20 protein-coding genes are annotated in these 25,186 nt (G+C 70.0%); 3 read left to right on the plus strand and 17 right to left on the minus strand.

The genetic code is table 11. The annotated features are described in order from the left end of the window. Positions 1 to 50: 50 nt before the first annotated feature. The 12 genes from AC6CR5_RS20755 to AC6CR5_RS20810 form a co-directional block, all read right to left on the minus strand. Positions 51 to 1,076 (minus strand): FecR family protein, encoded by a 1,026-nt coding sequence (locus AC6CR5_RS20755; RefSeq protein WP_238866735.1) that lies wholly within the window; start codon positions 1,074 to 1,076, stop codon positions 51 to 53. After that, complete coding sequence (locus AC6CR5_RS20760; protein WP_047992407.1) at positions 1,073 to 1,618, minus strand: RNA polymerase sigma factor; 546 nt, start codon at positions 1,616 to 1,618, stop codon at positions 1,073 to 1,075. Before AC6CR5_RS20760 ends, AC6CR5_RS20755 begins: the two co-directional genes overlap by 4 nt. A 170-nt stretch (positions 1,619 to 1,788) precedes the next feature. Further along, complete coding sequence (locus AC6CR5_RS20765) at positions 1,789 to 3,441, minus strand: acyl-CoA synthetase (protein WP_498084901.1); 1,653 nt, start codon at positions 3,439 to 3,441, stop codon at positions 1,789 to 1,791. Between the two features lie 9 nt (positions 3,442 to 3,450). Then, positions 3,451 to 4,515 (minus strand): phosphotransferase family protein, encoded by a 1,065-nt coding sequence (locus tag AC6CR5_RS20770; RefSeq protein WP_498084902.1) that lies wholly within the window; start codon positions 4,513 to 4,515, stop codon positions 3,451 to 3,453. After that, positions 4,512 to 5,738 (minus strand): acyl-CoA dehydrogenase family protein, encoded by a 1,227-nt coding sequence (locus AC6CR5_RS20775; protein ID WP_498084903.1) that lies wholly within the window; start codon positions 5,736 to 5,738, stop codon positions 4,512 to 4,514. The genes AC6CR5_RS20770 and AC6CR5_RS20775 overlap by 4 nt, the downstream gene beginning before the upstream one ends. Positions 5,739 to 5,766: 28 nt before the next feature. Continuing rightward, a complete protein-coding gene (locus tag AC6CR5_RS20780) occupies positions 5,767 to 6,528 on the minus strand; it encodes an SDR family NAD(P)-dependent oxidoreductase (RefSeq protein WP_241117366.1) in 762 nt (253 codons plus the stop codon). Between the two features lie 33 nt (positions 6,529 to 6,561). After that, positions 6,562 to 8,709 carry an acetate--CoA ligase family protein gene (locus AC6CR5_RS20785; RefSeq protein WP_498084904.1) on the minus strand — a complete coding sequence of 716 codons (2,148 nt, stop codon included), beginning with the start codon at positions 8,707 to 8,709 and terminating at the stop codon, positions 6,562 to 6,564. A 36-nt stretch (positions 8,710 to 8,745) separates the two neighbouring features. After that, positions 8,746 to 9,717 (minus strand): tripartite tricarboxylate transporter substrate binding protein, encoded by a 972-nt coding sequence (locus AC6CR5_RS20790; RefSeq protein ID WP_047992412.1) that lies wholly within the window; start codon positions 9,715 to 9,717, stop codon positions 8,746 to 8,748. Positions 9,718 to 9,778: 61 nt separating this feature from the next. Further along, positions 9,779 to 10,120: a Zn-ribbon domain-containing OB-fold protein gene (locus AC6CR5_RS20795; RefSeq protein ID WP_047992413.1), complete on the minus strand. Its 342-nt coding sequence runs from the start codon at positions 10,118 to 10,120 to the stop codon at positions 9,779 to 9,781. Next, positions 10,117 to 11,265: a thiolase family protein gene (locus AC6CR5_RS20800; RefSeq protein WP_498084905.1), complete on the minus strand. Its 1,149-nt coding sequence runs from the start codon at positions 11,263 to 11,265 to the stop codon at positions 10,117 to 10,119. The genes AC6CR5_RS20795 and AC6CR5_RS20800 overlap by 4 nt, the downstream gene beginning before the upstream one ends. Continuing rightward, positions 11,258 to 12,028: an IclR family transcriptional regulator gene (locus AC6CR5_RS20805; RefSeq protein WP_006386952.1), complete on the minus strand. Its 771-nt coding sequence runs from the start codon at positions 12,026 to 12,028 to the stop codon at positions 11,258 to 11,260. The genes AC6CR5_RS20800 and AC6CR5_RS20805 overlap by 8 nt, the downstream gene beginning before the upstream one ends. A 126-nt stretch (positions 12,029 to 12,154) precedes the next feature. Next, on the minus strand, positions 12,155 to 13,387 hold the full coding sequence (locus tag AC6CR5_RS20810) for an MFS transporter (protein ID WP_020925676.1): 1,233 nt from the start codon (positions 13,385 to 13,387) through the stop codon (positions 12,155 to 12,157). Positions 13,388 to 13,606: 219 nt separating this feature from the next. Here AC6CR5_RS20810 and capB point away from each other — a divergent pair, with 219 nt between their 5' ends. From capB to AC6CR5_RS20825, 3 genes are all read left to right on the plus strand, one after another. After that, entirely contained in the window at positions 13,607 to 15,376 is a 1,770-nt protein-coding gene (gene capB / locus AC6CR5_RS20815) for a caprolactamase subunit beta (protein WP_047992502.1), read from the plus strand. A 10-nt stretch (positions 15,377 to 15,386) separates the two neighbouring features. After that, complete coding sequence (gene capA / locus AC6CR5_RS20820; protein ID WP_047992416.1) at positions 15,387 to 17,471, plus strand: caprolactamase subunit alpha; 2,085 nt, start codon at positions 15,387 to 15,389, stop codon at positions 17,469 to 17,471. A 72-nt stretch (positions 17,472 to 17,543) separates the two neighbouring features. Beyond that, the gene (locus AC6CR5_RS20825) at positions 17,544 to 18,491 is read left to right on the plus strand and encodes an AraC-like ligand-binding domain-containing protein (protein ID WP_020925673.1); all 948 of its coding nucleotides are present in this window, start codon (positions 17,544 to 17,546) and stop codon (positions 18,489 to 18,491) included. A 54-nt stretch (positions 18,492 to 18,545) separates the two neighbouring features. Here AC6CR5_RS20825 and AC6CR5_RS20830 read toward each other — a convergent pair whose 3' ends face one another. From AC6CR5_RS20830 to AC6CR5_RS20850, 5 genes are all read right to left on the minus strand, one after another. Further along, positions 18,546 to 18,956, minus strand: coding sequence for a VOC family protein (locus tag AC6CR5_RS20830; RefSeq protein WP_478220567.1), 411 nt, complete (start codon positions 18,954 to 18,956; stop codon positions 18,546 to 18,548). A gap of 70 nt (positions 18,957 to 19,026) precedes the next feature. Further along, positions 19,027 to 19,824 (minus strand): helix-turn-helix domain-containing protein, encoded by a 798-nt coding sequence (locus AC6CR5_RS20835; protein ID WP_498084906.1) that lies wholly within the window; start codon positions 19,822 to 19,824, stop codon positions 19,027 to 19,029. A gap of 58 nt (positions 19,825 to 19,882) precedes the next feature. Further along, positions 19,883 to 21,898, minus strand: coding sequence for an acetyl/propionyl/methylcrotonyl-CoA carboxylase subunit alpha (locus AC6CR5_RS20840; RefSeq protein ID WP_498084907.1), 2,016 nt, complete (start codon positions 21,896 to 21,898; stop codon positions 19,883 to 19,885). A gap of 182 nt (positions 21,899 to 22,080) precedes the next feature. Then, a complete protein-coding gene (locus tag AC6CR5_RS20845) occupies positions 22,081 to 23,688 on the minus strand; it encodes a carboxyl transferase domain-containing protein (protein ID WP_006386958.1) in 1,608 nt (535 codons plus the stop codon). Between the two features lie 291 nt (positions 23,689 to 23,979). Next, positions 23,980 to 25,161, minus strand: a complete 1,182-nt coding sequence (locus AC6CR5_RS20850) for an acetyl-CoA C-acetyltransferase (RefSeq protein ID WP_437257217.1) — start codon at positions 25,159 to 25,161, stop codon at positions 23,980 to 23,982. Between the last annotated feature and the right edge of the window lie 25 nt (positions 25,162 to 25,186).

Raw genomic sequence — 25,186 nt, forward strand, 5'->3', positions numbered from 1 at the left:
ACTTGCCATAACCCGTACCTGCTGAATGAAAATAATTTCGCCTGGCCGCTTCAGCGGCTGGCGATCACCGCGGTGCCGTCGGGCCGGCGGGTCAGCGTGACCGGCAGCAGGCCGGGCAGCGTGTCGAGGAAAGCCTCGGGGTGGCGCAGGTCCAGCGTGCCGGACAGCCGCAGGCGGCGGGCGCGGTCGTCGGCGAAACGCAGCGGCGCGTCGCGGTACAGGGCCAGGTAGCCGGCCAGCTGTTGCAGGGTGGCGTCGTGCACCACCGCCACGCCGTCCTGCCAGGCGCCGACTTCGCCGGGCGGCACCTGCGCGCGCGCCAGCAGCCGGGCGTCGGCGCGCGCGAGCAGCACCGTGTCGCCGGCGTGGAGCATCTGCGGGCCGGGGCTGGCGGCGCCGTCGGCATCCAGCCGCACCTGGCCGCTGCGCACGCCGACCTGCAGCAGGTCGGGCAGCAGCAGCACATTGAATTCGGTGCCGATGTCGCGCAGTCGCGCGCCGCCGGCGGATACCAGCAGCGGCCGGCGGTCGGGCGCGGCGTCGATGTAGACCTCGCCGCCTTCGATGTCGATGCGGCGTTCGGCCAGGGTGTAGCGCACGTGGACGCGGGTGCCGACGTTGGCGTGGATACGGGTGCCGTCGGCCAGGTCCAGGCTGCGTGTCTGGGTGGAGGCGTTGGCCACCGATTCGTAATTGACCGGCAGATATTGGTAGGCGGCGCCCGCCAGCAGGACCAGCGCGGCCAGCGCGCCGCCCCAGCGCAGGAAGGCGGGCCGCGGCTGCCGCGCGGCTGCCGGCCGTCGGGTGGCGACGCCGATGGGCTGGGCAGCGTCGGCGGGAGCAATGTGGGCGGCGCCGGCAGATGCACGATCCGGCGCGCTGGCCGGACGCGGCAGCGCGGCCAGGTCATCCCACACCTGCGCAAGCTTGTCGTATTCCTGCCGGTGCAGCGGCGATTGCGCCAGCCAGGCCTGGAACGCCTGTTCGGCATTGGCATCGGACGCGCGTTCCCGGCGGCGCATGAACCATGCGCTCGCGGCCTCTTCGACTGCGGATAGGGAACGGGATGGGGTCATGACGATTCGCCGTGGACGCGGCGCTTGCAGTGCGCCAGGGCCAGTTGCAGGTGCTTTTCGACGGCGCGCACGGAGATGCCCATGCGCGCGGCGATGTCCTCGCAACGCAGCTCATCATACCGATAAAGCAGGAAGGCCTCGCGCTGGCGCGGCGGCATGTCGTCAATGGCGGCCTGCAGCAGGCGCAGGCGCTGGTTGGCGTCGGCGCGCGCGTCGGGCTGCCAGCCGGCCGCGGTTGCCAGGCTGCCGGGCGGCGGTGTGTAGGCCTGGTCGTCCAGGCTGGCCACCATGTGCTCGTCGCGCACGGCTTCGCGGCGCCAGTGGTCGCGCAGCAGGTTGCGGGCGATTTCATAGAGATAGGCGCGCGGCTTTTCGGGCGGCTCGGCGCCGCGGCTGGCGGCCAGCCAGCGCGCGAAGGTTTCCTGCGCCAGATCCTGGGCGGCGTCGGGCGAGCGCTTGAGCTGGCGGTTCAGGAAACCGACCAGCTCCGCGTTCCATGCCTTGTATGCCTCGGCGATCACGCCGAAGAACCGCTCCCCCATGGTGCCCCTAAGTCCGATGTCCGTCGCGCGGCCAGCGAACCCGGCGCGTTGTCTTGGCGTCGATAGAATGATAATGATTCGTATTGTATCAACATTGCCAGGCGGCGCCAGACGTCACGGTCGGAGCCTGGGAAGGCGGCCCGGTGTCGGCCTGTCGGCCGGCTGGTGCTTCAATTGTCGGCAGCCTTGTCCGCCAGCGCCGCCGCCTGCTCGCGCAGCACGAACTTCTGGATCTTGCCGGTGGAGGTCTTGGGCAGGGCGCCGAACACCACGGTGCGCGGCGTCTTGAAGCGCGCCAGGTGTTCGCGGCAGTAGGCGATAAGGTCGTCGGCGCCGCACGCCGCGCCCTCTTTCAGCGTGACGAAGGCGCACGGCGTTTCGCCCCACACCGCGTCGGGCCGCGCCACCACGGCGGCTTCCAGCACGTCGGGGTGGCGGTACAGCACGCTTTCGATTTCCACGGTCGAGATGTTTTCGCCGCCCGAGATGATGATGTCCTTGGCGCGGTCCTTGATCTCGATGTAGCCGTCGGGATGCACCACGGCCAGGTCGCCGGAATGGAACCAGCCGCCGGCGAAGGCGTCGGCGGTGGCCTCGGGGTTGTGCAGGTAGCCCTTCATTAACGTATTGCCGCGCAGCATGATCTCGCCCAGCGTGGCGCCGTCGGCCGGCACCGGCCGCATGGCGGCGTCCATCACCCGCACCGCTTCGACGTTGAGCTTGCGCACGCCGATGCGCGCCTTGAGCGCGGCGCGCTCGGCCAGGGGACGGTCGTCCCATTCGTCGTGCCAGGCGCAGCTGATCGACGGGCCGTAGGTTTCGGTCAGGCCGTACAGGTGGGTGACGCCCACGCCCAGTTGCTCCATCGCTTCGATGATGGCGGCGGGCGGCGCGGCGCCGCCGGTCATGGCCTGCACGCGATGCGTGGCGCGGTGGCGGACGTTGGCAGGGGCGTTGACCAGCATGTTCAGCACCACCGGCGCGGCGCAGAAGAAGCCGACCCGGTGGCGGCGGATGGCCTCGAAGATGGCCGCCGGCTCCACGCGCCGCAGGCAGACGTTGGTGCCCGCCAGCGCCGCCATGGTCCACGGGAAGCACCAACCGTTGCAGTGGAACATGGGCAGCGTCCACAGGTAGACGGCGTGCGGCGGCATGCCGCAGGCCAGCACGTTGCCGGTGGCGTTCAGGTAGGCGCCGCGATGGTGATAGAGCACGCCCTTGGGGTTGCCGGTGGTGCCCGAGGTGTAGTTCAGGCAGAGGTTGTCCCATTCGTCCCGCGGCCCTTCCCAGGGCGCGTCGGCCGGTTGCGCGGCGAGCCAGGCTTCGTACTCCGCATCGCCCAGGTCGCCGTGCGAGCCGGTGTATTCGCTGTCTTCGATGCGCACGGTGCGCGGCGGCGCGCGCAGGTGGCCCAGCACTTCGCGCACCAGCGGCGCGTATTCGCTGTCGTACAGCAGCACGGTGGCGCCGCCGTGTTGCAGGATGAACGCCAGCGTGCGCGCGTCGAGCCGGGTGTTGAGCGCGTTCAGCACCGCGCCGGCCATCGGCACGCCGAAGTGCGCTTCGTACAGGGCCGGCGTGTTGGGCGCGAGCACCGCCACCACGTCGCCACGGCGCACGCCCCAGGCGGCCAGCGCCGCGGCCATCTGGCGGCAACGGTCGTAGGTGGCGCGCCAGCTCTGGCTATGGCTGCCGTGCAGCAGCGCGGCGCGTTCCGGGTAGACGGCCGCCGCCCACGCCAGGAAGCCCAGCGGCGTCAGGGGCTGGTGGTTGGCGGCGTTGCGGGGCAGTGTGTCGTCGGACGCGGATGGCGATGCGGTCATGATGCGCTCCTAGTGGCCTGCGGTGGCCAGGCGTGCGGATTCGCGTTGCGCGGCCTGCCAGCCGAGTGAGGCCAGCGGTTCGACGCGCGCGCCCATCTCCAGCGCATCGGTGGCGGCGGCGTTGCCGGCGCGGGCGCGCGCGTACACGCCCTGCAGGATGGCGGCGATGCGAAAGAAGCTGTAGGCCAGGTAGAAATCCCAGTTGGGCGGCGGCGCGATGCCGCGCGCCTCGCAATAGGCGCGCACGAACTGCGCTTCGTCGGGGATGCCCAGCGCCGCCAGGTCCAGGCCGGCGATGCCGCGCCACAGGGACGGCGGGATGCGCCAGCACATGCAGTGATAGGCCAGGTCCGCCAGCGGATGGCCCAGGGTCGACAGCTCCCAGTCCAGCAGCGCGATGGCGCGCGGTGCGTCGGGCGCGAATACCAGGTTGTCGATGCGGTAGTCGCCGTGCACCAGGCGGGTCTGGTCGTCATGCGGCAGATGTTGCGGCAGCCAGTCGATCAGCGCGTCCATGGCGGGGATGGACGTGGTTTCGGTGTCGCGGTACTGGCGAGTCCAGCGCGCCACCTGGCGCGCGAAGTAGTCGCCGGCCTTGCCGTAGTCCGCGAGCCCGACGGCGGCCGGTTCCACCGCGTGCAGCGCGGCCAGCACGCGGCCGGTCTCGGCATACAACGCGGCGCGCTCGGCGGGCGCCAGGCCCGGCAGCGCCGGGTCCATGAAGACGCGGCCGCGCGCATAGCTCATCAGGTAGAACGGCGTGCCGACGATGGAAGGGTCGGCGCAGTAGTGCAGCATGGCCGGCACGGGCACGGCGGTGCCGGCCAGCGCGGCCATGACGCGGTACTCGCGGTCGATCGCGTGGGCCGAGGGCAGCAGCGTGCCGGGCGGCTGCTTGCGCAGCACGCGCGCGCCGCTGTCATCTTCCAGCAGGTAGGTCGGATTGGACTGGCCGCCCGTCAATGCCCGGGCGCGCAGGCCGCTGGCGTTGCCCAGGCCCTGCGCCGACAGGTAGGCGGCCAGCGCGGGCAGCCAATCGGGGGCGGCGTTGGTGGCGTGATCGGGCGCGCTCATACCAGCGCCTTGCGCGGGGCGTCCGCGTCGTCCCACTGCCAGAATGCATCGCCCTGGTCCATCAGGTAACGCGCCAGCACCATCTTGTGCACTTCGGAGGCGCCGTCCACCAGCCGCGCCTGGCGCGCGTAGCGGTAGATCCATTCCAGCGGCGTGTCCTTGGAATAGCCGCGCGCGCCGTTCAGCTGCAGCGCGGTGTCGACCACCTTGTGCACGGTTTCCGACACCACGATCTTGGCCATGGAGATTTCCTTGCGCGCGAAGTCGCCCTGGTCCAGCCGCGCCGCGGCGCGCATGGTGAGCAGGCGGCCGATTTCGATCTGCATGGCGGCGTCGCCCAGCAGCCATTGCACGCCCTCGCGGTCGGCCAGCTTCTGGCCGAAGCTGCTGCGTTCACCGACGTAGTCCACCGCCACCGCCATGGCGCGCCGCGCCAGGCCCAGCCAGCGCATGCAGTGCGTCAGGCGCGCCGGACCCAGGCGTATCTGCGTCAGCTTGAGGCCGTCGCCCACTTCCATCAGGCGGTTCTCGTCGGGAATCTCGAGGCCGTCGAATTCCAGCTCGCAATGGCCGCCGTGTTCTTCCGGGCCCATGATGGGGATGCGGCGGACAATGCGCCAGCCGGGCTGGTCGGCGTCGAACAGGAAGGCCGACAGGCCCTTGCGGGCGTCGTCCGAAGTGCGCGCAATCAGGATGAAATGCTGCGCGGCGCCGGCGCCGGTGATGAACCACTTGCGGCCGTGGATCAGCCACTTGTCGCCCTGGCGGGTGGCGGTGGTGCGCATCATTGACGGGTCCGAGCCGCTGCCGGGGCTGGGTTCGGTCATCACGAAGGACGAGCGCACCTTGCCGTCGATGATGGGTTGCAGCCAGCGGTCCTGCTGGTCGGGCCGCGCCACCTGCGCCAGCACCCGCATGTTGCCGTCGTCGGGGGCGGCGGCGTTGAAGGCGGCCGGGCCGAAAATGGATCGGTTCATCTCTTCGTAGCAGGCGGCCAGGCCCACCATCGGCAGGCCCTGGCCGCCGCGCTTGCGCGGCATCTGCAGGGCCCACAGGCCGGCCTCGCGGGCCTTGGCGCGCACGCGGTCCAGCAGGGCTGCGTCGATGTTCTCGTGGTCGTCGTAGTTGGCGCGGTCGGCTTCCAGCGGAATCAGCTCGCGGTCGACGAAGGCGCGCACGCGCTGGCGGTAGTCTTCCAGTTCGGGGGGCAGCGAAAAATCCATGGCGGGGTCTCCGGATGGGGATGCGGGTTCAGAGCGAGCTGGCCAGGTGGCCGCCATCGACGTCGATGACGGCGCCCGTCATGTAGGCCGAGGCATCGGAGGCCAGCAGCAGCAAGGGGCCGTCCAGGTCCTGCGGGCGGCCCAGGCGGCGCTGCGGGATGCGCTTGACGAGGGCCTCGCCGGCGGGCGTGGCGAAGAATTCTCGGTTCAGGTCGGTGCCGATGTAGCCGGGCGCCAGCGCGTTCACGCGGATGCCGTGGCGGGCCCATTCCAGCGCCAGGGCGCGGGTCAGGTGCAGCAGGCCGGCCTTGGCGGCGGTGTAGGCGGCCACGTGCGAGGCCACGCGCTGGCCCAGGATCGAGGCGATGTTGACGATGGCGCCGGGCCGGCCGTGGCCGTGGAAGTGGCGCGCGGCGCATTGCGCCACCCGCCACGCGCCGTTCAGGTTGACGTCGATCAGGCCGGTCCACTCGTCTTCGCTGATCTCCAGCGCGGGGCGCGTCATGGCGATGCCGGCGTTGTTGATGACGATGTCGACCGGGCCGAGCGCCTGCTCGACCTGGGTGAAGGCCGCCTGCACGCTGTCGGGTTGGGTGACATCCATGCCCGCGACGCAGGCCTGGCCGCCCTGGGCGCGGATTTCCGTTGCCAGGGTTTCGCCCAGTTCGGTCCGGCGCCCGCACAACGCCACGCGCGCGCCGGCTTCGGCCAGGCGCAGCGCGAAGTGGCGGCCCAGTCCGCTGTAGGCGCCGGTGACCAGCGCGGTCTTGGATTTCAGGTCTTCAAACATCGGTGCGTCTCCTTTGTTTGTGTGCCGGCGGCCTCAGGCCGTCATCCTTGCGGCTGGCTGGCTGGCGGCATGAAGTTCCACCAGCGCGTCCACCGCCACCGCGCCCTGCCCCACGGCGCCGACCATCACCGGGTTGATGTCGACCGACGCCAGCCGCGGGCCGGCCGCCAGCGCGTAGTTGCCTAGCGCCACCGCCTGTTGCGCCAGGGCGGCGACGTCGGCGGGCGGATCGCCGCGCACCCCTTGCAGCAGCGCGCCGATGCGCAGGCCGCGCAGCTTCTCGACCACCTGCGCGGCATCGAACGGCGGCATCAGTACCGCCACGTCGCGCAATGCCTCGACGTACTTGCCGCCGCTGCCGATCATGACGACCGGCCCCAGCACCGGATCGACGCGCGCGCCCAGCGCGCATTCGTGCAGGCCGCGCTGCATCCGCGCGACCAGCCAGGCGCCATCGCGCACGTCCAGCTTACCCAAGGTTTGGGCTTGATGGGCAAACGCCGTGCGCAGCGAGGCCTCGTCGTTCAGGCCCAGCGCCACCAGCCCGTGCTCGGACTTGTGCGGCAGTTGCGCCGAGCAGGCCTTCAACGCCACCGGCGCGCCGATGCGCCGCCACGCGGCGACGGCCTCGTCGGCCGTGCGGCAGACGGCGTGTTCGATCACCGCCAGCCCGTTATCAGCCAGCAGCGCAAGGCTGGCCGCCTCGGACAGGAAGCCGCTGGCCGCGTCGGGCGCCGGATCGGCCGCCACAATGCCTTGCGATGCTGGCGGCGACGCCATGCGGCCGCGTTCGCGCAACCGCCGCAGGCGCAACAGCGCCGACAAGGCATCCATCGCCTGGATCTCGTCGGCGTAAACGGGCAGGCCGCGCGCGCGGAACGCGCTGGCCACGTTGTCCTGCCACGCCACCACCACGACCGGTTTGGAGGCGGTTTGCGCGAAGCCGGCCGCATCCGCCGCGAACGAGGCCACGTCGTAGCCGCGCCCCGCCACTGGAATATCGAGCAGGAACATGTCGGCCGCCGGGTCGGCGCCGATCACGGGCAGCACTTGCCCGAACAGGCCGTTGTTCGACAGCAGCGCGGCGGTGATGTCCACGGGGTTGACGGTGGTGGCATAGCCGGGCAGACGCTCGGCCAGCGCCTGCTGGGTGGCGTCGGCCAGCGGCGCGATCTCCAGGCCGCGCTCGGCGGCCGCGTCCGAGGCCAGCACACAGCTGGCGCCGGAGTTGCTGACCACCACCACGCGCGGCCCTTGCGGCAAGGGGCTGCGCAGGGCCAGCTCGGCGTAGCGCACCAGTTCCTGCGGATCGCGCGCGCGCAGGATGCCGTGGTGTTCGAAGAACGCATCCACCGCGCGGTCCTCATTGGCCAGCGCGCCGGTATGCGAGGCCGCGGCGCGCGCGCCGGCCTCGGAGCGGCCCGACTTGACCACGATCAGCGGCACGCCGCGCGCCCGCGCCAGCGCGGCCGCCTCGGCCAGCGGCCCTGCCTCGCGCAGCGATTCCAGGTACAGCAGCACGCAGCCGACTTCCGGATCGCGCAGCGTCGCGCAGGCCAGTTCGGCGACCGACACGTCGGCCTCGTTGCCGGTGGCATGCACGTGGCGCACGCCGATGCCGCGCTGGCGCAATAGGCCGTAGACCATGGCGCACATGCCGCCGCTCTGGCTGATGACCGCCACCGGCCCGTCGCCCGGCGCCACCTCCAGGAACATGGTGGAGAAGCTGGCGATGGCGCCGTTGCCGAAGTTGGCCAGGCCCTGCGAGTTGGGGCCGACGATGCGCATGCCGGCGGCGCGGGCGCGCGCCGTCATCGCATCCTGCAGCGCGCGCCCGGCTTCACCGGTTTCCGAGAAACCGGCCGAGATGACGATGGCCGCCGCCACGCCCAGCGCGGCGCAGTCATCCACCGCCCGCACCGCCTGCTCGCCGGCCACCGCCACGATCGCCAGGTCCGGCGCGGCGGGCAACGCGGCCAGGCTGGGCCAGGCGCGTTCGCCCTGGACTTCGGCGCGTTGCGGGTTGATCGGGTACAGCGTGCCCGCATAGCCGTGGCGCCGCATGTAGTGGATGGGTCGGCCCCCGATCTTGTCGGGATTGTCGGAGGCGCCGACGATCGCGATCGAGGCCGGATCGAGCAGGCGCGCGAGGCTGGCGTCGCCGGTGGGTACAGAAGCCATGAAACTCCCCAAGGTAGGATGAAGGCGGGCGCGGGGTCAGTTGACCGTGGCGCCGGAAGTCTTGACCACGCCGGCCCATTTCTCGACCTCGGTGTCGAGGAAGCGCGCCGTGTCGGCGGGCGTCTTCCATTCCGAGGCGAAGCCCTGGGCCGCGAATTTCTGCTGGATGTCGGCGCGGCCCAGCACCTTCTGCAAGGCGGTGCTCAGGCGCAGCAGCACGGGCTCGGGCGTGCCGGCCGGGGCCAGCAGGCCGTTCCAGGCGGTGGCCTCGTAGCCGGGCAGCCCGGCCTCGGCCACGGTGGGCACATTGGGCGCGGCGGGCGAGCGCGCCGCACCCGTCACCGCCAGCGCCTTGAGCTTGCCGCCGTTCACATAGGGCATCGACGACAGCATGGTGTCGAACATCAGGTCGGCCTGGCCGCCCATGACGTCGGTGAGCGCCGGCGCGCTGCCGCGATAAGGCACGTGCACCATGCGCACGCCGGCCATGGCGTCGAACAGCTCCGCCGCCAGGTGGGTGGACTGGCCGTTGCCCGACGAGGCGAAGGTCAGCTTGCCCGGCGTGGACTTGGCCAGCGCGATCAGCTCGCGCACGTTGCTGGCCGGCAGGTCGGGGCGTGTCACGATCACCAGCGGGCCGGCGGTCAGCAGCGACACCGGCGCGAAGCTCTTGCGGGTGTCGTAGTTCAGGTTCTTGAACAACGACATGTTGATGGCGTGGGCCGTGGTCGCCAGCAGCAGCGTGTAGCCGTCGGGCGTGCTCTTGGCCACCATATCGGCGCCGATGTTGCCGCCGGCGCCGGAGCGGTTGTCGACGATGATGGTCTGTTTGAGTTCGTCGCCCAGGCCCTGCGCGACCACGCGGGCCACGATGTCGGTGGGGCCGCCCGGCGGGTAGGGCACCACCAGGGTGATGGGTTTGGTCGGCCAGTCCTGGGCGGCCGAGGCGGCGGCTGCTACCAGGGAAAGCGCGGCCAGGGCCGTGCGGCATGCTGCGATTGCGCGCATGATTGTCTCCTCCGTCGTGCGGATATGTTGTTTTGCTGGGGATGGTGTTGCCGGCGGCGCTTCAAGGCGGCCGGCGCGCCTCGAAACCGAGCAATGCGCGGCCGTCGATCGTGATCACGCGGCCCATGACCTGCTGGCCGATGGCGATGCCGGCATCGGCATGCCCCATCAGCACGGCGCCCTCTTCCAGGCGCACCAGCACCAGCACGTAGGGCACACGCGCGCGCCAGAAGGCGTCGGGCGCGCGGTGGATCTCGGTGCGCGCCAGCACTACGCCCGCGCCGCTGCTGCGCCGCCATGGCAGGTTGCTGCCGCCGCAATGGGCGCAGGCGTAGGGGCGCAGCGCCCACCAGGCGCCGCAGTCCTCGCAGCGTTGCAGTTCCAGCGGATCGCGGGCGTTCACCGACGGCCCTCCGCCTGCAGCACCAGGCTGACGTGGGCGGACAGCACGCCGCCGTCCGCATGCACCAGCGCGCAGCGCGGCGCGCCCGCCTGCCGCGATCCGGCCTGGCCCGCCAACTGCGTCCAGGCCTCGGCCACGTGCGCCATGCCGCCGGCTACGCCGGAATGTCCGAACGACAGCAGGCCCCCGTGGGTGTTAAGCGGCAGCGGTCCGGCGGCGTCGAAGTCGCCGCGCCGCACGCGATCCGCCGCGCCGCCGCGCGGCGCGAAGCCCAGTTCTTCCAGCAGCATGGCCAGCGTGATGGTGAAGGAATCGTAGATGCCCAGGTAGTCGACCTGGTCCTGGCCGATGCCGGCGTCGGCATAAGCATGCCTGAGCGCGCGCGCCGCGCCGGTGTCGAGGATGTCGCGCAGCGCCGACAGGTGCTGGTGGCGATGCGCCTGCCCGGCGCCGCTGATGCGCACGGGCCCTTCGTCCGCGCCGACCACCAGCGCCACCGCGCCGTCGGAGATCGGGCAGCAGTCCAGCAGGTGCAGCGGCGTGGCGATGGGCCGGGACGCCAGCACCTGGTCCACGTTGATGGCTGCGTTCAGGTGCGCATGGGGGTGGCTGGCGGCGTGGCGGCGCATCAACGCGGCGAACTCGGCCAGATCCTCGCGCCGGGTGCCGGTCCGGTGCATGTAGGCGGAGGCCAGCAGCGCGTAATAGGCCGGCACCGACGCGCCGTTGGGCACCTCGGTATCGGCTTCGCCGACCTGCGCCAGTGTCTGGATGGAGGCGTCGACGGCCTGGCCGGTCAGGCGGTTCTCGCCCGCCACCACCAGCACGCGGCGGCAGCGGCCGGCGCGCACCAGTTCGCGCGCCAGCATCACCATGGCCGCGCCGGTGGCGCCGCCCATCTGCATGCCGTGGGCGTAGTGCGGGTCCAGGCCCAGTTTTTCGCTGAGCAGCGTGGCCAGCATCAGGTGCGGAAAGGTGGTCGCGTAGCCGCACAGCACGCCGTCGATATCGGCGCGCCGCAGGCCGGACTGCGCCAGCGCGGCGTTGGCGGCCTCGGCCATCAGGTCCAGGGCCGAGCGGCCCTCGTGGCGGCCGAAGCGCGTGCTGGCCGCGGCCAGCAGGCAGGCGTGGTGGAGATCAGGCATGGGGCATCCAGGCGCGTTCGATGGCGCGGGCTTCGGCGGCCAGCGCCTGGGCCAGTTCCTGTTCGCGCGATTCGACGCGCTCGCTCAATGCCGCCACGCTGAGCGCGGCGATGGCGCGGCCGCTGGGGCCGCGCACGGCCACGCCCAGACCGCCCATCTTTTCCACCACCACGTCCAGCAGCATGGCGTGGCCGAGCTTGCGGGCGCGCGCCGTCATCTGTTCCAGCAGCCGCACCGGATAGCGCGGGTAGCGTTCCTGCAACCGCTGGTGCACCGGCGGCAGCACCGCCTGGGTTTCGTTCTCGTCCATGGCCGCCAGCAGCGCCAGGCTGCCGGCGCCGATGCCGAGCGGACGGCGGCTGCCGATCTCCAGGTAGTTGGCGCGGATCGGGTAGTCGCCGAAGCACAGGTCCAGGCAGACCGATTCCCAGCCGGTTGGCATCGACAGGATGACGGTGTCGCCGAACTTGCGCGCCAGGCGGATCAGCGCCGGCCGCGCCAGGGCGCGCAGATCGAGGCCATCGACCATGGCATGGTGCATGGCATAGACCTGCGGACCGAGCATGTAGTGCTTGCTGACCGGGTCTCGCTCCACGAAACCCTCGGCCTCCAGGTCCTTCAGGATGCGCAATGCCGTGGACACATCCAACTGCGCCGCCTGCGCGATGTCGGTCAGTCGCTGGACGCGCCGGTTCGACAGGCTGGCGAGGACGCGGCAGACCTTTTTCGTCGCGGAAACAAGGCTGGTATCCGGTGTAGACATGGCAGCGGCAGGACCCGTTGGCTGAACATGGTCACAAGATAGGCAGGCCCGCCGCGAGGGTAAAGTTGCGTCGCAACAAAATTTCGCCCGGCAACAATCGCGGTTTGCCGGGCGATGCAGGCAGCGTCAGGCCGGTTCGGTTTCGGGATGCAGCGAACGCAGCCTGCGCAGCTCCGGGAACCAGTGCATCCACAGCCCCGCCACCGCAATCGTGCCCAGGCCGCCCACCACCACCGCCGGCACCGCGCCCAGCAGCGCCGCCATCACGCCGGATTCGAATTCCCCCAGCTGGTTCGAGGCGCCGACGAACAGCGTGTTGACCGCGCTGACGCGGCCCAGCATGTGGTCGGGCGTGTTCAGCTGCACCAGCGACGAGCGCACCACCACGCTGATGGCGTCGGCCGCGCCCAGCACCACCAGCGCGCCCACCGACAGCGGGATCGAGGTCGACAGGCCGAACACGGTGGTGGCCAGGCCGAACAGGATCAGCGCGCCGAACAGCAGGCGGCCCACGTGCTCGCCCAGGCTCAGGCGCGCCAGCGTCAGCGACATCAGCATGGCGCCACAGGCCGGCGCCGCGCGCAGCGCGCCCAGGGCCCAGGGACCGGCGTTGAGAATGTCCTTGGCGAAGATCGGCAGCAGCGCCGTGGCGCCGCCCAGCAGCACCGCGAACAGGTCCAGCGACAGCGTGCCCAGCAGGATGCGGCGCTGGAAGATGAAGGTGATGCCGGCGAACAGCGTGCGCCAGGTGGTGGGCTCCCTGCGCGGCGGGGCGCGGTCGATCGACATGCTGGCGATGCAGGCGAAGCCGCACAGGTACAGCGCCGCCGCCACGCAGTAGACCCACCCGGCCCCCAGCCCGTAGCCGATGCCGCCCAGCGCCGGGCCGGCGATCTGCGCGATCTGGCCGCCGGAGGACGACAGCGCGGTGGCGCGCGGCAGCCATTCGCGCGGCACGATGGCGGGAATCAGCGTGGTCAGCGTGGGCGCCTCGAAGGCGCGCGCCGAGCTCATGATGATGAGGGTGGCGTAGATCAGCGTCTTGCCGCCGACGCCGTGCAGCGCGGCGATCGCCAGCAGCAAGGTGGCCAGGGTCTCGACCGCCATGCAGATGGCGACGATCTTGCGGCGGTCGTAGCGGTCGGCCACGTGCCCTACCACCAGCGTCAGCGCCGCCATCGGCAGGAACTGCGCCAGCCCGATCAGGCCCAGGTCGAGCGCGCTGCCCGACAGCGCATAGACCTGCCAGCCCACCGCCACCGAGACGATCTGGAAGGCCAGCGACGCGCCGATGCGCGCGAACAGGAAGTGCAGGAAGGCGGGACGGTAAAGCGGACTGGGGGAGTCTGGGGCGGGCATCGGGACGGGGGCGCGCGGCGTATGCGCGGGCGGGGATCGGAATCCCGCATTCTAGGGAAAACCGCCTGACGGGAAACTAAGAGCATGCGGCAAAGCACCGGGCCGTTGTGCTTTCACAGGCAAGTTTTCGTGCGCTCTGGTACAAGCCAGCCGCCGTGGCGCTGATTAACGTTGCTCCTGCAGCCATCCGGAAGGTGGCGACCATACAAGGGGAACATGATGGGCAAGCCATTTGCCGCCGCCGGGCAGGTAGACCCGATCACGCTGGCCGTGGTGCGCGGCGCGCTCGAGACCGCGCAGCGTGAAATGACAATGACACTGGAGAAAACGGGCCGCTCCAGCGTCTTCAACCTGGCCCACGACTACAGCAACGCGCTGTTCGACCACTATCCGGAAATGATCCTGCAGGGCCAGGATATCCCCATCCACCTCGGATCGCTGATCCCCGCCATGAAGGCCGTGGCCGACTTCTTCGGCGACGATATCCACGAAGGCGACATCATCTATCACAACGATCCGGTCTACCAGGGCAGCCATATTCTCGATTGCTGCATGTACAAGCCGGTATTCCATGAGGGCCAGCTGGTTTTCTGGGCGGTGTGCAAGGGCCACCTGACCGACATCGGCGGGCCGGTGCCGGCGGGCTACAACCCGGACGCGCGCGATCTCTATGCCGAAGGCCTGCGGATCCCGCCGGTGAAGCTCTGGGACCGGGGCGTGCGGCGTGACGACGTCGTCAACCTGCTGCTGTGCAACATGCGATCGCGGCGCGACCAGGAGGGCGATCTCAACGCCCAGTTCGGCGCCTGCCGGGTCGGCGAGCGCCATTTGCGCGCCCTGCTCGCCAAGTACGGCCTGGCCACCGTGCAGGCCGCCATTGCCGAGCTCAAGGACATGGCGGACCGGCATATGCGATCGTTGATCGCCTCGATTCCCGACGGGCGCTATGAAGGCCGGGCGCGCCTGGAGGATGCCGGCCATGGCCATGGCGACATGACCATCACGGCCAGCGTGCAGGTGACCGGCGACCAGGTCCACATCCGCATCGACAGTCCGCCCCAGGTGCCCTACTTCATCAATTCCTATGCCGGCAACTCGCTGTCGGGCATCTATCTGGGTCTGATGATGTTCGCGCAGGTGCCGCCGCCCTACAACGCGGGGCTGTACCGCTGCGTCACCGTGGACCTGGGCCCGCAGGGCACGCTGTGCAATGCGCGCGAGCCGGCGCCGCACGTCAACTGCACCACCACGCCCATGGAGACGCTGACCGACGCGGTGCGCCAGGCCTTCGAGGCGGCGGCGCCGGATCGCGTGACGGCGTCCTGGGGGCATGCCAGCGGCGTCAACATTGCGGGTGTCAATCCCAGGACGGGAGAGCAGTACGTGACGATGGTGCTGGCCTCCATCATTTCGGGCGCGGGCGCCACGCGCCAGATGGACGGCTGGCACGCCTGCGGCCCGCTGTGCTGTTTCGGCGCGCTCAGTTCAGGTGACATCGAATTGCTGGAGTACGCCTATCCCATCATCATCCACCGCTATGGCCTGCAGGAAGACAGCGGCGGCGCCGGGCAGCGCCGCGGCGGCAGCGGCACGGTGTGGGAAGTGGAACCCATCGGCCATGAAATGACAGTGGTCGCGTTTGGCGAAGGGCGCCAGATCCCGACCGGCGGCGCGGCGGGCGCGTACAACACGCTGCCCGAACGCAAGCTGGGACGGCTGGAACAGCATCACGCCGACGGCCAGGTCACTGTGCACCGCAAGAACACCATCCTGACGTTGCATCCCGGGGAACGGGCCCGCAACGTCAACCCGGGCGGCGGCGGTTACGGCGACCCGTATTGCCGCGCGCCGGAAGACGTGGCGCGCGACATCCGCAATGGGCTGGTCTCCGCCGAGGCAGCCCGCGCCGAGTACGGCGTGGTGGTCGGGGCGGACGGCAATGTCGACTTCGCCGCGACCCGCACGCAACGCATCCGCGATCCCCGCTGAGGAGCACACCATGCAAGGACAATATCGCCTCGGCGTAGACGCCGGCGGCACGTTCACCGATTTCGTCCTGGCCGGACGCGACGACGCAATCTGTCTTTTCAAGAGCGCATCGACGCCGCAGGATGGCACCAAGGCCATTGCCGCCGGCCTGGCGCAGATATCGGAGGCGCTCGGCAGACCGGTGGAGGAGATCGTGCGCGATTGCGATCTGTGCATCAATGGCACCACCGTGGCACTCAATGCGTTGATCGAATTGAAGGGCGTCAAGGTCGGCCTGCTGTGCACGGCGGGCCACGAAGACAGCATCGAAATCCGCCTGGGCCACAAGGAGGAAGGCTACCGCTACGACGCCGACTATCCGCCCGCGCCGCAGTTGGTGCCGCGCCACCTGCGCAGGCCGGTGCGTGAACGGATGCTGGCGGACGGCTCGGTGCACGCGCCGTTGAACGAAGACGATGTGCGCGCCGCGATCGAGGTATTCAAGCGCGAGGGCGTGCAGGCGGTGGCGGTGTCGTTCGTCTGGGCCCCGGCCAATCCCGCGCATGAACGACGCGCGCGCGACATGGTGGCGGCCGCCATGCCGGATGTATTTGTCTGCGCCGGCCATGAGGTCTATCCGCAGGTGCGGGAGTACACGCGCACCTCCACCACCATCGTCAACGCCTATCTGAGCCCGGTGATGGGGCGCTACGTGGCGCGCATCGATGATTACTTCCGCGGCCTGGGGGCGCGCGGCGCGGTGCGTTACTTCCAGTCCAATGGCGGCCTGGCGGTGGGCGACGTCATGCGGCGGCGGGCGGTCAACGCCATCAATTCGGGGCCGGCGTCGGCGCCCCAGGCCGGCCTGTACGTGGCGGCGCCGTTCGGCATCGACAACATCATCACGGTGGACATGGGCGGCACGTCCTTCGACATCACCATGGCCCGCGCGGGCCAGACCAACCTCAACCGCAATATCGACTTCCTGCGCCATCGCATCGGCGTGCCGATGATCCATGTGGAAACCCTGGGCGCGGGCGGGGGGTCCATCGCCCACCTGAACGCCTTCGGCATGCTGGAAGTGGGGCCGCAAAGCGCCGGCTCGATGCCGGGGCCGGCCTGCTACGGCCTGGGCGGCGAAGCTCCCACCGTCACCGATGCCAACATGGTACTGGGCTATCTGCGCCCGGATGCGGTGCTGGGCGGCACCATCCGCCTGGATCGCGAACTGGCCCGCGAGGCCGTGCGGCGGCATGTGGCCGACCCACTCGGCTTGAGCCTGGCGCGCGCGGCCCATGGCATCGGCACGCTGGTGAACCTGAACATGGCGCACGGCATTCGCGGAATCTCGATCGAGAACGGCTACGATCCGCGCGATTTCGCGCTGGTCTGCGCCGGGGGCGCCGCCGGCATGCACATCGTCGCCCTGGCCGAGGAGATCGGCAGCCGTACCGTCCTCGTGCCCAAGATCGCCTCCTGCCTGTGCGCTTTCGGCCAGGTGATCTCCGACGTCAAATACCATTTCCTGGCCAGTGCCGTGATGCGGCTGGACGAGCACGCCGACATCGCGCGGCTGGATGGATTGTTCCGCGACATGGAGCGGCGCGGTCATGAATTGCTCGCGGCCGATGGCTTCGCGCCATCGCGGATCTCGCTGTCCCGCAAGGTGGAGATGCGCTATCAGGGCCAGATCCACGAGTGCCAGGTCGACGTGCCCGCGGGGGCCTTCACTCGCGAGACCCTGCAGACCGTGCTCGCGGATTTCCATGCCCGCCACGAGCAGCTCTACACCTACGCCGAGCCGCATAACCTGGTGGAGCTGGTGAACCTGGAAGTCATGGCGGTGGGCGAGGTGGACAAGCCCGCGCTGCCGAGCCTGCCGCCCGGCAACGGCCATCCCGAGGCCGCGCTCGAAAGCCGGCGCGAGATGTTGTTCGAGGCTGATGGCGCCTGGGTCGACACGCCGGTGTACGACGGGTCGCGCCTGCTTGCGGATGATCGGATCGAGGGGCCCGCCGTGATCGAGGAGCCCACGACGACCATCGTGGTGCGTCCTGGCTGGAACGCCGTCCTGCACGGCTCGGGTACTTACTTATTGACCCGCGATGGCGGCTGATCCAGATTAGGGCCTGTTGAGACCAGAGGGCCTGGCACAGGGAGCGCCAGGCTCTGTACGAGGAATAGCACCGTGGATGCCCGCTACGATACCGCTTCCCTGGCTGCTGTCGACCGCGCCCGCTACTGGAGCACCGCGGTTGGCCGCACCTATTTCAGCCTGCAATTGCAATTCCAGGATGAAGGGCGTTTCGACGGAGCGCTGCATTCGTGGAACCTGGGCGAGCTTTCACTGTCGCGGCTGGCATCCTCGCCGCTGTGCTATCGCCGGTTGGCGACGCATCTGCGGGATGGCTCCGACGAACACTATCTGATTACGGTGCCGCGCCAGAGCGACATCCGCTTCCTGCAGGCCGGGCGCGAGACGCTTTGCCATCCGGGCGCGTTCCTGCTCGAGCATGGCCACAGCCCGTATGAATTCTCGTATGGGCGCGACAACGCCTTGTGGGTGCTCAAGGTGCCGGGCGCGATGATGCGCGGGCACCTGCGTGAACCTGGCCGCTATTGTGCGCTATCGTTCGACGCGACGCAGGGGCCGGGCTGGCTGTTCGCGTCCTACGTCGACCTGATCGGCCGCCAGCTCGACCGTGGCGAAGACACGATGCGCGAGCTGCTGGCGCAGCAACTGGTGGATCTGCTGGTCTGTTCCGTGCAGCAGGATGCGCGGGCGCTGGACCCGGGAGACTCCGCCGTGCGGGCGGCGCACCTGTGCCGCATCGAGGCCTATGCGCGGCGCCACCTGGCCGACTGCGACCTGGGGCCGGAGCAAGTGGCGCGGGCCTGTGGCATCTCCGTGCGCTATCTGCACGCGCTGTACCGCGACGTAGGCCAGACCTTCATGCAATGGCTGCATGAACAGCGCTTGGACCGGGCGGAGCAGACGCTGCGTGGCCCGGCGCGGCCGGTGTCGGTGGCCGGGGTGGCGCAGCAATGGGGGTTCTCGGATCAGTCGCATTTCTCGCGACTGTTCAAGCGGCGTTTCGGCTATACCCCCGGCCAGGCCCGTCGCATGGCCGGGTAGGTCGGGCCGCGCATCGAGGCGGAAGACGCGGCGCGTGCGCGGGATGGGCGAGCGCTAGGCCTTGGGCCAGTAGGTGCCGAAATACCAGAGATTGCCCTCGGGGTCGCGGCAGGCGAAATCACGGCTGCCGTGCGGCGAGTCATAGGGCTCGGCCACGATGGTCGTGCCGTCGGCTTTCAGCCTGGCGTGCAGGGCGTCGGGATCGTCCACCGCCAGATACAGCGCGTCGGTGCGGCGGCCTTGAGGGTCGCCGACCTGTTTGCCGTACTCATCGTCGCGGTGCTGTCCCAGCATCAGGATGGAACTCCCACAGGCCATTTCGGCGTGTTGCACGACGGCGCCGTCGCGGTAGACGGCCAGTTCCGTGAAGCCCAGCATGGCGGTCAGCCAGCGCATCATGGCGTCCGGGTCCTGGCAGCGCAGCGTGGGAAACAGGCGGGGCGGTTCTTTGGAGGTCGGGTTCATCGGCAAGCTCCTGGGGCAAGAGGGAGCCTTCATGATGAACCGATGCGCGGGCCGCGGTCTTGAAGATTTGTTACCCGGCCTGGCGCCGCGCCCAGGCCTGCGGCGATTCACCCGCCAGGTCGATGAATTCACGCGCCAGGTGCGCCTGGTCGGCATAGCCGCCGGCGGCCGCCACCTGGGCCCATTCGCTGCCGGGTTCCCGGGCCAGCCGGCAGGCCTGGTGAAAGCGCAGCATGCGCGCCAGGGCCTTGGGGCCCAGGCCCATCTCGGCCCGGAAACGGTGCAGCAGGTGCTTGCGGCTCCAGCCGATTTCGGCGGCCAGCGCGCCGATGCGCAACGTGCCGTGGTCGCGCAGCAGTAGCCGGTAGGCATGCGTCACCGGTTCCGATGGGGCGCGGCCGAGGCGGCGGAGGATGAATGCCTCGACCAGGGCGAAGCGCCGCGGCCAGTCCGGCAGGTGGCCCAGCCGCTCGCGCAGCGCCGGGCCATCGCGGCCCAGCGCGTCGCCCAGGTCGACCAGGCGGTTCGCCAGGTCCGCGACCATGCCGCCGAAGAAGCGGTACGCGCCGGGCAGCGTGAAGTCGACCTGCATGCATTCGGCGGCGCCGTCGGAGGCGACGAACACCGGGCCGGCATACAGGCCGGACGCGAAGCTGGACCAGGGCGCCGTGGCGTCCGCGCGGCCCAGTCCGATGCCGAAAGGGCTGCCGAAGCTGATCACCAGCGGCACGGTCAGCGGGGCGCCTTCGAGCCACTGCATACCGGCGCCTTGGCCGCTTTCGCGGTAGCCGGTCAGGTGTGACACGATGCCGGCCAGCCGTGCCGACGGCGGGACCTGGATCAACGCGCAGGACGTCTGGCTGGCCATGCGTGCCCCTTGTGGAAAGACACGCCATCGCCGCGGAAGCCGGCGATGGCGCGCGCGTTCAGGCGCCGATCGCCACCAGTTCGGCGCCTTCCGTCACCTGGTCGCCCACGGCGTAGAACAGTTCCTCGACCTTGCCGTCGGCCGGCGCGGAGATGGTGTGCTCCATTTTCATCGCCTCCATCACCAGCAGCGGCTGGCCCTTGGTGACGCTGTCGCCGGCCTTGACGGCAATGGAGATGATTTTGCCCGGCATGGGCGCGGTCAGGCCGCCGCCGTGGTCGCCCTGGGTATCCTGAGCGTGCGCCAGCGGGTCGTACAGGTCCAGCACGCGCGCGGCGCCGTCGCCGAAGACGTGGGCCTTGTCGGCGTGCAGCGCCACGGTGCCGGCGCGTTCGCGGCCGTCCAGGGTGATGCGCAGCACGCGGGTCGGGCCGTTGTGGTCCTCGGCGCGCCAGGCGAAGGGCCGGGCGCCGTCGCCGCTGTCCAGCGTCCATTCGGCGCCCTGGCGCGCGACGGTGACGTGACGGGTCTCGCCGTTGTCGATCCACTGCAACGTACGCTGGTAGCGGCCGCCCAGGCGCCAGCCGTCGCGCGTGTCCCACGGATCGGCCGGGGCGGCGGCCCGCGGCGCCGATTGCGCCTGGCCCTGGCTGGCCAGCACGGCGGCCGTGGCCAGCGCCAGCGTGGCGGCGTCGGCCGGCGTGGGTTCGGGCAGCAGCGTGGCGCGCTGGCGCTCGATCAGGCCGGTGTCGAGGTCGGCGGCGGCAAAGGCGCTGTCGCGCATCAGGCGCGACAGGAAGGCGACGTTGGTCTGCACCCCCACCGCCTGGGTCTGCGCCAGCGCCTGCAGCATGCGGGCGCGGGCCTGGTCGCGGTCGGCGCCGTGCACGATCAGCTTGGCGATCATGGGGTCGTAGAACGGCGTGATGGTGTCGCCGGTGCGCACCCCGCCATCGACGCGGATGTCGCCGTTGGCGAAGGCGACGTGGGCCGGCAGGCCCAGGTAGGCCAGCGTGCCGATCGACGGCAGGAAGCCCTTCTCGGGGTTCTCGGCGTAGATGCGGGCCTCGATGGCGTGGCCGTGGATGCGCAGGTCTTCCTGGCGCGCCGGCAGCGGCTGGCCGGCGGCCACGCGCAGCTGCCATTCGACCAGGTCGTGGCCGGTGATCATCTCGGTGACCGGATGCTCGACCTGCAGGCGCGTGTTCATTTCCATGAAGTAGAAGCGGCCGTCGGGCTCGGCGATGAATTCCACCGTGCCGGCGCCCACATAGCCCACCGCGCGCGCGGCGGCCACGGCGGCCTCGCCCATGGCGCGGCGGCGTTCCTCGGTCATGCCGGGCGCGGGCGCTTCCTCGATCACCTTCTGGTGGCGGCGCTGCACCGAGCAGTCGCGCTCGAACAGGTAGACGCAGTTGCCGTGGGTGTCGGCGAACACCTGGATCTCGATATGGCGCGGCTTCTGCAGATAGCGTTCGATCAGCACGCGGTCGTCGCCGAAGCTGGAGGCGGCCTCGCGCTGGCACGAGGCCAGCGCATCGAGGAACGCGCCCGTCGATTCGACCACGCGCATGCCCTTGCCGCCGCCGCCGGCGCTGGCCTTGATCAGCACCGGGTAGCCGATGGCGTCGGCCTGTTCCTTGAGAAATTGCGGGTCCTGGTTGTCGCCGTGGTAGCCGGGCACCAGCGGCACGCCGGCCTTCTCCATCAGCGACTTGGCGGCGGACTTGCTGCCCATGGCGGCGATGGCCGAGGCCGGCGGGCCGACGAAGGCGATGCCGGCCTGTTCGGCGGCTTCGGCGAAGGCTTCGTTCTCCGACAGGAAGCCGTAGCCGGGGTGGATGGCGCCGGCGCCGGTGTCGCGCGCGGCTTGCAGGATGGCGTCGGCGCGCAGGTAGCTGGCGCGCGGCTCGGGGCCGCCAATGTGCACCGCGATGTCGCAGGCGGCGACGTGGCGGGCGTCGGCGTCGGCGTCGGAATAGACGGCGACGGTGCGGATGCCCAGGCGGCGGGCGGTGGCGGCGACGCGGCAGGCGATTTCGCCGCGGTTGGCAATCAGCAGGGTATCGAACATGGCGTTATCCAGACTGGGATGATTCGTTGACTACGTTGCAGCGGAGCGCGTTGCATCCAAAACCCTCACACGTCGCATTACGCCGACCTTATCGGGGACACCGCGGATCCGGCTTCGCCGGTCCGCCGGTGTCGCCCCCTTGAGGGGGCGCGCGCAGCGCGTAGGGGGTGGGATTTTTCCTTCTACATCCGGAAGACGCCGAAGCGCGTGTCCTCGATCGGCGCGTTCAGCGCCGCCGACAGCGCCAGCCCCAGCACGCGGCGCGTGTCCGCCGGCGCGATGATGCCGTCGTCCCACAGCCGCGCGGTGGCGTAGTACGGATGGCCCTCGCGTTCGTACTGCTCGCGGATCGGCGCCTTGAAGGCGTCTTCCTCGGCCGCCGACCACTGGCCGCCGCGCGCCTCGATGCCGTCGCGCTTGACCGTGGCCAGCACGCTGGCGGCCTGCTCGCCGCCCATCACCGAGATGCGCGCGTTGGGCCACATGAACAAGAGGCGCGGCGAGTAGGCGCGGCCGCACATGCCGTAGTTGCCGGCGCCGAACGAGCCGCCGATCAGCACGGTGAACTTGGGCACGTTGGCGGTGGCCACGGCCGTCACCATCTTGGCGCCGTGGCGCGCGATGCCTTCGTTTTCGTACTTGCGGCCGACCATGAAGCCGGTGATGTTCTGCAGGAACACCAGCGGGATCTTGCGCTGCGCGCACAGTTCGATGAAGTGCGCGCCCTTCTGCGCCGATTCCGAGAACAGGATGCCGTTGTTGGCGACGATGCCCACCGGCATGCCGTGGATGTGGGCAAAGCCCGTCACCAGCGTGGGGCCGAAGCGCGCCTTGAATTCGTCGAACTCGGAGCCGTCGACGATGCGCGCGATGACCTCGCGCACGTCATACGGCTTGCGCGTGTCGGCGGGGATGATGCCGTTCAGTTCGGCCGGGTCGTAGCGCGGTTCGCGCACCGGCACGGTGGCCAGCGGCGCCGGCTTCTTGCGGTTCAGGCGCGCCACGGCGCCGCGCGCCAGCTGCAGCGCGTGCATGTCGTTGGCGGCCAGGTGGTCGGCCACGCCCGACAGGCGCGTGTGCACGTCGCCGCCGCCCAGGTCCTCGGCGCTGACTTCCTCGCCGGTGGCGGCCTTCACCAAGGGCGGGCCGCCCAGGAAGATGGTGCCCTGGTTCTTGACGATGATGGACTCGTCGCTCATGGCGGGCACGTAGGCGCCGCCGGCGGTGCAGGATCCCATCACCACCGCGATCTGCGCGATGCCCTGCGCCGACATCTGCGCCTGGTTGTAGAAGATGCGGCCGAAGTGTTCGCGATCCGGGAATACCTCGTCCTGCTGCGGCAGGTTGGCGCCGCCGGAATCGACCAGGTAGACGCACGGCAGGCGGTTCTGCGCGGCGATCTCCTGCGCCCGCAGGTGCTTCTTGACCGTCATCGGGTAGTAGGTGCCGCCCTTGACGGTGGCGTCGTTGCAGACGATCACGCATTCGGTGCCGGCGATGCGGCCGATGCCGGTGATGACGCCCGCGCCCGGCGCGTCGCCGTCGTACATGCCGTGCGCCGCCATCGGCGACAGTTCCAGGAACGGCGAACCCGGATCGATCAGTTGTTCGACGCGGTCGCGCGGCAGCAGCTTGCCGCGCGCCACGTGCTTGGCGCGCGACGATTCGCTGCCGCCCAGCGCGGTCCGCGCCAGTTGCTGGCTCAGGTCGTCCAGTTGCGCCTGCATGGCGCGCGCGTTGTCGGTGTAGTCCTGCGACCGCGGATTGATGCGGGATTCGATGATGGGCATGGGGTACCACCCGTCCTGCTTAATGGGATGTTGAAGGCGCTCGGGGTCGAGCGGTTTGTCTCGCTGCCCGCTGAGCCGGGCATTCTTGTCATGGATTAACTCAGCTGCATTTTTTCGTTGCGCCTCTCCCGCACGGCCCGCGACCGACCCGTCGCGGACTTCGCCTTGCGGAAAAGGCGCAGCGAAATGATGCCCCTCGGTGTGCCCGCTGCGCGGGCTTGCGGCCTCCCGAGGCGGCGCTTTTTCCCAGGGACATCCAGGGAAAAAGCGCGCCTCGGGAGAAATACCGCCTTAGACCATCTCGATCGCCATCGCCACGGCTTCGCCGCCGCCGATGCACAGCGTGGCCACGCCGCGCTTGCCGCCGGTCTTGCGCAGCGCGCCGATCAGCGTGGTCATCAGGCGCGCGCCGGAGGCGCCGATGGGGTGGCCCAGGGCGGTGGCGCCGCCGTGGATGTTGACCTTGTCATGCGGCAGCTTGAAGTCGGTCATGGCGGCCATGGTGACCACGGCGAACGCTTCGTTGATCTCGTACAGGTCCACGTCCTCGGCCTTCCAGCCGGTCTTGGCGAACAGGTTCTTCAAGGCGCCGACCGGGGCGGTGGTGAACCAGTTCGGTTCCTGCGAGTGCTGGCTGTGCGCCACGATGCGGGCCAGCGGCTTGACGCCGAGCTTCTCGGCGGTGGAGGCGCGCATCAGCACCATGGCGGCGGCGCCGTCGGAGATCGACGACGAGTTGGCGGCGGTGACGGTGCCGTCCTTCTTGAACGCCGGCTTGAGCGTCGGAATCTTTTCCGGCATGGCCTTGGTGGGGGCCTCGTCGGTGTCGATCACGGTGTCGCCCTTGCGGCCGGCGACCGTGACCGGGGTGATTTCCCACTTGAAACTGCCGTCTTCCGTGGCGGCGCGGGCGCGGCGCAGCGATTCCAGCGAGAACGCATCCTGCTGCTCGCGCGTGAACGAATACTTGGCGGCGCAATCCTCGGCGAACACGCCCATGGCCTTGCCCTTGTCGTAGGCGTCTTCCAGGCCGTCCAGGGCCATGTGGTCATAGATGGTGCTGTGGCCGTAGCGATAGCCCTGGCGGCCCTTGAGCATCAGGTAGGGCGCGTTGCTCATGCTTTCCTGGCCGCCGGCGACGACGATGTTGGCCGAACCCGCGGCCAGCAGGTCGTGGCCGAACATGGCGGCCTTCAGGCCCGAACCGCACACCTTGTGGATGGTGGTGCACGCCACGCCCAGCGGCAGGCCCGCGCCCAGCGCGGCCTGGCGCGCCGGGGCCTGGCCCTGGCCGGCCTGCAGCACGTTGCCCATGATGACTTCTTCGACCTGCTCGGGCTTGAGGCCGGCGCGTTCGACGGCAGCCTTGATGGCGACCGAGCCCAGTTCGTGCGCGGCCAGGCCTGACAGGCTGCCGAGCATGCCGCCCATGGGCGTGCGGGCGACGGAAACGATAACGATGGGATCTGACATGACTAGCTCCTGTGTGGGTCGGGAC

This window comes from Achromobacter sp. EG18 (assembly GCF_059759395.1).